Here is a 4,803-nt window from a genome sequence, read left to right as displayed (position 1 = left end):
GGTGAGCGAATTGCAGAAGATCGTTTCGCGCGAGACCGATCCGTACGATCCGCTGGTGATTTCCGTCACGGCCATCAATGGCGGCAACGCATATAATGTCACCGCCGGCAGGGTCACGTTGAAAGGCACCATCCGCAGCGGCAGCGATGCAACCCGCGAGCGGGCCTGGCACCGCGTTCGTACGATAGCCGAGGGTATGGCGACGAGCCACGGCGCGCGTGTCGAGGTCGACATCCACAAGGGCGAACCCGGCGTCGTCAACGATGTCGAGATGACAGAGCTGATTGCCGCCAGCGCCAAGGCCTGCATCGGTGCCGACAACGTCCTCAACACGCCCGGATGGACGATCGCGGACGACTTTGGCTACTACAGCGAGAAACGTCCTTCGGTCTATTTTCGGCTGGGAATCCGGAACGAGGAGATCGGATCGGTCTTTCCGCTCCATCACGCCCGGTTTCGTGTCGACGAGGCCGCGTTGAAGGTCGGCGCGACCACCCTGGTTGCGGCAGCGACGGCGTTTCTGTCGACGGGAGCGCCTTAGTCAGCCATCATGATGGTCATCGGCGCATGGGGCAGGAGCCTGGGATCGCTTACAGATACTGGGCGACCTTCTTGCCGACCGTGAGGAAGCGCAAGGGATCGATCGCTTCGCCATTGTGGCGAACTTCGTAGTGCAGATGCGGGCCGGTCGAGCGGCCGCTGCTGCCGGTCTTGCCGATGACGGCGCCGGCGTCCAGTTTCTCGCCGACGGTCACGTCGATCTCGCTGAGATGCCCGTAACGTGTCGCAAAACCATTGCCATGGTCGACTTCAACCATGCGGCCATAGCCGCCGTTCCAGCCGGCCTTGGTGACGGTGCCGGGCGCCGTGACCTTTGCGGCCATGCCGATCGGCGCCCTGAAATCCATGCCGGAATGCAGTGCCGCGGTGCCGAGGATCGGGTCGGTGCGCACGCCGAACGGGCTGGTGACGGAGTGGCCCGGCGCGGGGTTGGTCAGCGGCAGCTGGCGCGCTTCTTTCTTGAGATGGTCGAGCGCGTCCAGCGCTTCGTCCAGCTCCTTGACCTTGCTGTCGAACATCATCGAACTGTCGAGCGGGATCAGCGGTCCGCCGACGTCGCTGTCGCCCTTGCCGAAGTCGCTGTCGACGGGCAGTCCGGCCGCCTCGAGCGCCTGGGTGATGGCATCGGCGCTCTTATAGGCATTGTCGGCAAGCGTGCTGATGCGGGTCAGTTGATCGCTCTCGATGGATTTCAACGACTGGTTGATCGAGACGAAGAGCTTGTCGGCACGATCGGCGGCTGAATCATTGGGCAGCGGATCGGAGCGGGTTGACCACAGCGAGAACGGCCTTGTGTCGCCGGCGCCGAGATCGGCGCTCAGGCTGGCGACCGCATAATTCCGCGCGGGCTCCTTGATGCTGCCGGTCGCTTCGGCGCGTTTGTCCGGCTTCGCAGCCGCTGCCGGATCTTCGGCCGGCGCTGCGCCGACTTCGCTCTCGGCGCGTTCGAGCAGCGGACCAAGGCGGCCATGACGCTGGCTCAACTGGCTCTGGCGTTCAAGCAGTTCGCTGACCTTGGTTTCCATCAGCTGCTGGTCGAGCAACTGGCGGCTGGTGATGCGGTCGACCTGGGCGCGAAGCGCCGAAATGCGATCTTCATAGGCTTGCTGCATGCGCGCCTGACGCGCCGTTGTGGCGCCGATCAAATCGTCGCGCAGCACGAGATAGGAGGTGGCCATGAGGTAGCCGACGGCAATGGCGGCCAGCGCCGAGCCGATAAAGGCCGCCAGCCACGGTCGGATCGTAAAATGCCTGATCTCGTTGCCCCGGGCGATGATGACCGTATGGGGCTCCTTACGCTTGCCGAAGACTGCGGACTGACCGGTTGCGTTCACGGGACCAAGCTTTCGTTTACGACACCACGACAGCTTGATTACACATTATTAGGGTTAACAAAGGCTTGCAGCGATAGCTTGCTCGCAGCGATTGCCCGCCAGGCGTGCGTAAGGTTGCAAGGGAACCTGGGCCAGCCTCGCCGGCAAACCTCAAAGCGCTCGAACGGCCTCGAGCACCTCTTCGGCATGGCCCTTGACGCGGACCTTGCGCCAGATCCTGGCGATCCGCCCGTCGCGGCCGATCAGGAACGTCGCGCGCTCGACGCCCATATACTTGCGGCCATACATCGATTTCTCGACCCACAGATGGTAGGCCTCGATCACCTTGCGCTCCTCGTCGGCGGCGAGGTCGATGGTGAGATTGTATTTCGACTTGAACTTGTCGTGCTTCTTGACGGGGTCGGGCGACAGGCCGATCACCACGGCGCCGGCCTTCTCGAACTCCGGCTTCAACTGCGAGAAGCTGATCGCCTCCTGCGTGCAGCTTGTTGTGTCGTCCTGCGGATAGAAATAGAGCACGATGGGCTTGCCGGACGATGCGGCAAGGCTGACCGATCCGCCGCCGTCCCGCGGCAGGTCAAATTGCGGCGCAAGATCGCCTACGTCGAGGTCAGCCATACCGATGCCCTTGTTTGAGGTTACGCGCGAAGCCACACCGATATAGTGTCGGACGGGGATTCGTCCACGATCGAGTTCGTACAACGGAAAATTGCGTGGATCAGGAGCGACCGCAGCACGAGAAGATCCGGTTCAGGCGTGATGAGATCACCGACCTGGGGACCTTTCCGTCCGCCTGCCGTGTGCCGCCGCTTGGTCAGGCGTCGATCGGACGCGGTTTTCGCATCCTGTCGCGACTGTTCGCCGGTCTGGTCGCTTTCGTGCTGCTGGCCGCCGTGCTCGTTTATCTGGTTGGCGCCTCCGGCATCGGAGCCGACCGGCTTCGCGCCGAGGCGGAAACGGCGCTTGAGAAACTGGCGGGCGTCGATGTCAATGTCGCGGTCGGGCCTGCCCGCATCACGCTCGACGGTTCGAGTTTCATCGCGCTTCAGGTCAGCGACGTCAGCTTGAAGACATCAGACGGCAAGCCGATGGCCGATGCCGGCCGCGTGCGCTTCGGCGTGCGTCTGTTCCCGCTGCTGTGGGGAGATGTGCGGCTGACCAGCGCCAGGATCTCGGATGCCCGCATCGTCGTGGCGGCGATGCCGTCAGGCGGCGACTGGACCGCCGGCCTGCGCAATGCGGACGGCCTCATCGATCCGGAGAAGCTGTCCGCCGCGGTGTTCGGAAACATCAACCACGCACTCGATGCCGTGCGGGAGGATTCGCTGCGTCGCATCGATCTTCGCAATGTCGAATTCGTGCTGCCCGAAACCGGAGCGATCAAGCTCGTCAAGATCACCGACGCCACCGTCGTGCAGTCGGGACCGGGCGGCATGCAGTTTTCCTCGAAGGCAGACATCGACGGCAGGACGCTTACGGTTGCCGCTACCGCCACCCGTGATATCGCGGCGCACCGGGTCACGGCGCTGGATGCGAGCGTCGATCTGGACGACACCGGCGCGGCCGCGGCCGGCAAGTTGGGACCCGTCGCGTTGAAGCTGACGGGATCGGAAGGGTTCGGCGTGAACGCAGCGCGGCTGACGGCCGCTTTGTCATCGACGGGCTCTGTCCTCGAGCTCGGCACGCGAGGATTGCTGGCGGCGGACGTCGATATCAATGCGACGCTGGTTGCTGGCAGCAACAAGGTCCAGGTCGACAGATTGCTGCTGAAGACCGGCCGCTCGACATTCGATTTCGCCGGTTCGATCGGGCCGAAGCCGGCAAGCGGAGCGGTGGGTGAAGAGCCCTCCTATCGCTACGACCTGACCAGCGACGGATCGTCGCTTGCGCCTTCGGAGTCGCCCGAGCCGGCGCTCACCTTCCTCGCCCGGATCGCCGGTGTCTACAACACGGTGAGCCACAAACTGGTCGCAGAGCAGATCGCGCTTCGGTCCGCCGGCTCCGGCGAGGTGCTTGGCACCGCCGCCGTGGCGTTCGTCGACGGCAAAGTGCCGGGGATCAATCTGGCGTTCAACATCCACGACATGCAGGTCTCTCACGTCAAGCAGCTATGGCCGTGGTTTTCGGCGCGCAATGCCCGGCTCTGGGTGCTGGCCAATCTGTTCGGCGGCCGTGTCGTCGACGCCAACCTTCAGTTCCAGGTGGTGCCGGGCCGGCTCGGCAACGGCGTGCCGCTTTCGGCCGATGAGGTGTTCGGCCGCTTCCAGATCGAGGGATCGCGATTCGACACCGCCGGCCGCATCCCGCCGATACGCGACGCGGTCGGCGTCGTCGGTTTCCACGGCAACGATGTCGATATCTCGCTCTCCTCGGGCACCGTCTACATGCCCAGCGGCCGCACCGTGGCGGCCAGCAACGGCACGCTGACGGTCAAGGCGGCGAACCGCCCGCCGGTCGTCGGCGCGCTCGACATCGATGTCGACGGCGACGCATCCGCCGTTGCCGAACTCGCATCCTACGAGCCGATCAACGCCATGCGCCATGTCGGCATTCTGCCGGAGGACCTGTCGGGCAGCGTCACCGGTCACGTCAAGGCGGATATTCCGCTGCAGTCCGGCGTCGACTCCTCGAAGCTCGATTGGCTGGTGTCGCTCGACTACACCGGCATGTCCCTGGCCAAGCCCTTCGAAGGACAGGTCGTGACGGATGCCGACGGTTCGATCACGGTCGACCCCGAGAAGGCGGTGATCTCCGCCAAGGCGTTGCTGAACGGCATTCCGGCCGAACTCGATCTGATCGAGCCGCTCAGGGATGAGGGGCCGGCGCGCAGCCGCAAGGTGGCCCTGGTGCTCGACGACAAGATCCGCGCCGCCGCCATGCCCGGCCTGAAGCCGCTGCTTGCCGGAAC

The 4,803-nt window shown here is 64.5% G+C and carries 4 protein-coding genes; 2 read left to right on the top strand and 2 right to left on the bottom strand.

Annotation, left to right across the window (positions count from 1 at the left end; all coding sequences use genetic code 11):
- Window positions 1–541: M20/M25/M40 family metallo-hydrolase (locus EN991_RS23685; protein ID WP_127369664.1), on the top strand; the 541-nt coding region annotated here is incomplete at its 5' end.
- A gap of 49 nt (window positions 542–590) precedes the next feature.
- On the opposite strand, the gene EN991_RS23680 is transcribed toward EN991_RS23685, so the two are convergent.
- A complete protein-coding gene (locus EN991_RS23680) occupies window positions 591–1,895 on the bottom strand; it encodes a M23 family metallopeptidase (protein ID WP_127369663.1) in 1,305 nt (434 codons plus the stop codon).
- A 150-nt stretch (window positions 1,896–2,045) separates the two neighbouring features.
- Complete coding sequence (locus EN991_RS23675; RefSeq protein ID WP_023810305.1) at window positions 2,046–2,513, bottom strand: peroxiredoxin; 468 nt, start codon at window positions 2,511–2,513, stop codon at window positions 2,046–2,048.
- Between the two features lie 95 nt (window positions 2,514–2,608).
- Here EN991_RS23675 and EN991_RS23670 point away from each other — a divergent pair.
- The coding region (locus EN991_RS23670; protein ID WP_127369662.1) for a DUF3971 domain-containing protein at window positions 2,609–4,803 on the top strand (2,195 nt) is incomplete at its 3' end.

The sequence above is a fragment of the Mesorhizobium sp. M7A.F.Ca.US.005.03.2.1 genome, from assembly GCF_003997795.1.
Taxonomy (GTDB): Bacteria; Pseudomonadota; Alphaproteobacteria; order Rhizobiales; family Rhizobiaceae; genus Mesorhizobium; species Mesorhizobium ciceri.
The sequence above is the reverse complement of the archived record's forward strand: the minus strand, read 5'-3'. Positions and strand labels throughout refer to the sequence as shown.

Bases quoted from the DNA above. Each gene is read 5' to 3' on its own strand.
- EN991_RS23675 (WP_023810305.1), bottom strand. From the start codon at position 2,513: ATGGCTGACCTCGACGTAGGCGATCTTGCGCCGCAATTTGACCTGCCG.